3 protein-coding genes are annotated in these 3,361 nt (G+C 62.4%); all 3 read right to left on the reverse strand.

Annotated elements, in window-relative coordinates:
• Positions 1–227: 227 nt before the first annotated feature.
• On the reverse strand, positions 228–803 hold the full coding sequence (locus tag K2W81_RS14335; protein WP_294105503.1) for a Uma2 family endonuclease: 576 nt from the start codon (positions 801–803) through the stop codon (positions 228–230).
• 126 nt (positions 804–929) lie between these two features.
• Complete coding sequence (locus tag K2W81_RS14340) at positions 930–1,436, reverse strand: hypothetical protein (RefSeq protein WP_294105505.1); 507 nt, start codon at positions 1,434–1,436, stop codon at positions 930–932.
• A 230-nt stretch (positions 1,437–1,666) separates the two neighbouring features.
• A partial coding sequence (gene fusA, locus K2W81_RS14345) for an elongation factor G (RefSeq protein ID WP_294105507.1) occupies positions 1,667–3,361 on the reverse strand: 1,695 nt, incomplete at its 5' end.

Here is a 3,361-nt window from a genome sequence, read left to right on the forward strand (position 1 = left end):
GGGCCGAACCCCAAACGAAAACCACCGGCCCTCATGCGGACCGGCGATGAAGCGGGGCCTTTAACCCAAGCGTGCCGCATTGGCTAGAGCGAAAATCGCTCCGGACTCGACGGCTCGCGTGGCGGCGATATGGCGGCGAGCTCAGGACTTGTCCAGTGGTTATGGCGAGTATTGTCATGGGTCGGGGTAGATAGCCGCGAGGCACCATTGGGTGCCGGCTTGCCCCCTCACCCCGTGACCACCGCGCCTTCGACTTCTAGTCCGGCGATCGTCGCTGAATTGAGGCGTTCGGTAAGCAGAATGTCGAGCTGCCCATGATAGCCGTCGGCGTCGGGAAATTCATGCATCAACGCCCGTCCCTCGGTGAGATCGATCACCCAATATTCCGGAATCCCGGCCGCCGCGTAGAGATCGGACTTACGGCCCAAGTCGCGGTCCAGCGTCGTATCGGCGACTTCGACGACCAGTGCGACCGAGTCGGCCGGCACCGGGCCATCGCCCCGCCACCGGTGGATAACGATATCGGGTTCCGGCATGCTATCGCCATTCAAGCGAACCGCCACCTCGGTCATCAAGACCAAGTCGCTACCGATCTCGCGCAGCCGCATCGTAAGCGCAAATGCCAGACGAGACTTGGCTCCGGCATGCTTGCTGAACTGCGCATTCATGACGTAGATATCCCCGTCAATCAGTTCGGTCTTGCCGTAATCGTTGAAAGCGCCGCTATCGTTGAGCAACAGGAAATCCTCAACGCGCAAGCCCAGCTTGCGCGGCGTCGTGAGGATCGGAGCGGCGGCGTTCATGCCTGAAAAATAGCGCAACAACGCCATTTTGAAAAGAGCGCGGCGGGCCATTCGTAGACGATCCCGAAGCAACATTCGCGGCTGCCCAGCGCGAGTAGCCCTTGCATTCCGCCTGCTTCGCTCCGGCTACTTCTTCTCCGACCCAAACGTCACCGCCGCCGTCGTCTTCCCATCCGCCACGCTTGCCTGAATCGACAGCGACCGCCCCGTCTTCTCGTCCTTGGCGCCGAACATTTTCGCGCCATTGATGTCCATGCTCGACACGTCGCTCAAGCCCGCCGCCGCCGCGCGCGCCTTGTAGAATTCGACCACCTTGTCGGGCGAATCGCTGGTGGTGAAGGTCACCATCCCGCCTGCGCCGTCGTTGGAGCTGCCCGAAAAGCTCGCCCCGACTTCGCCACCGGGATAGGCGGGCGCATAGTCGGCGAGCCCGGCCGGCCATTGCCCTGCGCCGCCCGTTGTCAGGGTCGCGGTGCCATTGGCGCTGGTCGCGGTGATCTTGGCGCTGTCCGTGCCGTCCTGCTGCTCGACCTTCATCGTCGAGCCGTCGGCAGTGGTGAATGTCCGCTCGGTCTTCTTCTCGCCGCATGCCGCCAGCGCGAGTGCCGTCATCGCCACGATAGCCAACCGCATTGCCGTGCCTCCCCTGACCAGACAGAGCCCGCAACGAGTCGGGCGGGGAGTCGCCTCCCCGCCCGAACGGTTTCACGAAGCAGCACGGGCGTCAACCGCCCGTGCCTGATCTCCACCTTGCTGTAGGCCGCCACGGGAGTAAATCCCGTGTCGTCGGACGGGTTCGCTGGTGCGACCCGCCGGCCGGCCTTCGGCGTCTCGGGGCTAAGCCAGGCTTAGCCCCGTGCGCCTCAGGCGAGCTTGGCCTTCACTTCGTCGGCAACGTTTGCAGGCACTTCGTCATAATGCGAGAACTGCATCGAGTACTGCGCGCGGCCCTGCGTAAACGAGCGCAGCTGGTTGACGTAACCGAACATGTTGGCGAGCGGGACCATCGCTTCGACGGTCTGGGCATTGCCGCGGCTGTCGGTGCCCTGGATCTGGCCACGACGGCTGTTCATGTCGCCGATCACGTCGCCCAGATAATCCTCGGGCGTCACGACTTCGACCTTCATGATCGGCTCGAGCAGCTTGATGCCGGCCTTCTGCGCGGCTTCACGCATGCAGCCACGCGCGCAGATTTCGAACGCCAGCGCGCTCGAATCGACGTCGTGATACTTGCCGTCGACCAGCTCGACCGAGAAGTCGATGATCGGGAAGCCGATCAGCGAGCCGCTCTCAGCGGTTTCGCGCATGCCCTTTTCGACCGAAGGGATATATTCCTTCGGGACGTTGCCGCCCTTCACCGAATCGATGAACACGAAGCCCGAACCGCGCTCGCCGGGCGTGACCTTGACCTTCACTTCAGCGAACTGGCCCGAACCACCCGACTGCTTCTTGTGGGTGTAGGACAGCTCGACCGGCTTGCCGAGATATTCGCGGTACGCCACCTGCGGCGCGCCGACATTGGCCTCGACCTTGAACTCGCGCTTCATGCGGTCGACGAGGATTTCGAGGTGAAGCTCGCCCATGCCCTTGATGATCGTCTGGCCGCTTTCGGCGTCCGACGACACCCGGAACGACGGGTCTTCGCGCGCGAGGCGGTTGAGCGCCACGCCCATCTTTTCCTGATCGGCCTTGGTCTTGGGTTCGACCGACAGCTCGATCACCGGCTCGGGGAATTCCATCCGCTCGAGGATGATCGGGTTGCTGATCGCGCACAAAGTATCACCCGTGGTGGTATCCTTCAGCCCCGCCAACGCGACGATGTCGCCGGCATAGGCTTCCTGAATGTCCTCACGGCTGTTCGCATGCATCAGCAGCATGCGACCGACCTTTTCCTTCTTGTCCTTGACCGAATTGGTCACCTGCGACGCGGTTTCGAGCTTGCCCGAATAGATGCGCGCGAAGGTGAGCGTGCCGACAAAGGGGTCGTTCATGATCTTGAACGCCAGTGCCGAGAACGGCTCGGTGTCTGACGAAGGACGCTCGTCCGGGGTCTCACCGTCGAGCTTCAAGCCCTTGATCGCGGGCACATCGAGCGGGCTCGGCAGATAATCGACCACCGCGTCGAGCAACGGCTGCACGCCCTTGTTCTTGAACGCCGAACCACAGATCACCGGCACGAAGGCCATTTTCAGCGTGCCCAAACGGATCAGCCGCTTCAGGTCAGCGACGCTCGGCTCATTGCCTTCGAGATAGGCTTCCATGAGGTCGTCATCGAGCTCGACCGCCATTTCGATCAACTCGCTGCGATACTTGGCGGCCTTCTCGACCATATCGGCCGGGATGTCCTGATATTCGAACTTCGCGCCGAGCGACTCTTCGAGCCAGATGATCGCGCGGTTCTCGACGAGATCGACGAGACCCTTGAAGTCGCCTTCGATACCGATCGGCAAATACAGCACTGCGGGGCGCGCGCCGAGACGTTCGATGATCGAGTTCACGCAGAAATAGAAATCGGCGCCGGTGCGGTCGAGCTTGTTGATGAAGCACATCCGCGGCAC

Source organism: Sphingomonas sp. (assembly GCF_019749955.1).
Lineage (GTDB): Bacteria > Pseudomonadota > Alphaproteobacteria > Sphingomonadales > Sphingomonadaceae > Sphingomonas.

What these genes read in the sequence shown, in the direction of transcription:
- K2W81_RS14335 (WP_294105503.1), bottom strand. Translation starts at nt 803, where the DNA reads ATGAACGCCGCCGCTCCGATCCTCACGACGCCGCGCAAGCTGGGCTTG.
- K2W81_RS14340 (WP_294105505.1), bottom strand. Translation starts at nt 1,436, where the DNA reads ATGCGGTTGGCTATCGTGGCGATGACGGCACTCGCGCTGGCGGCATGC.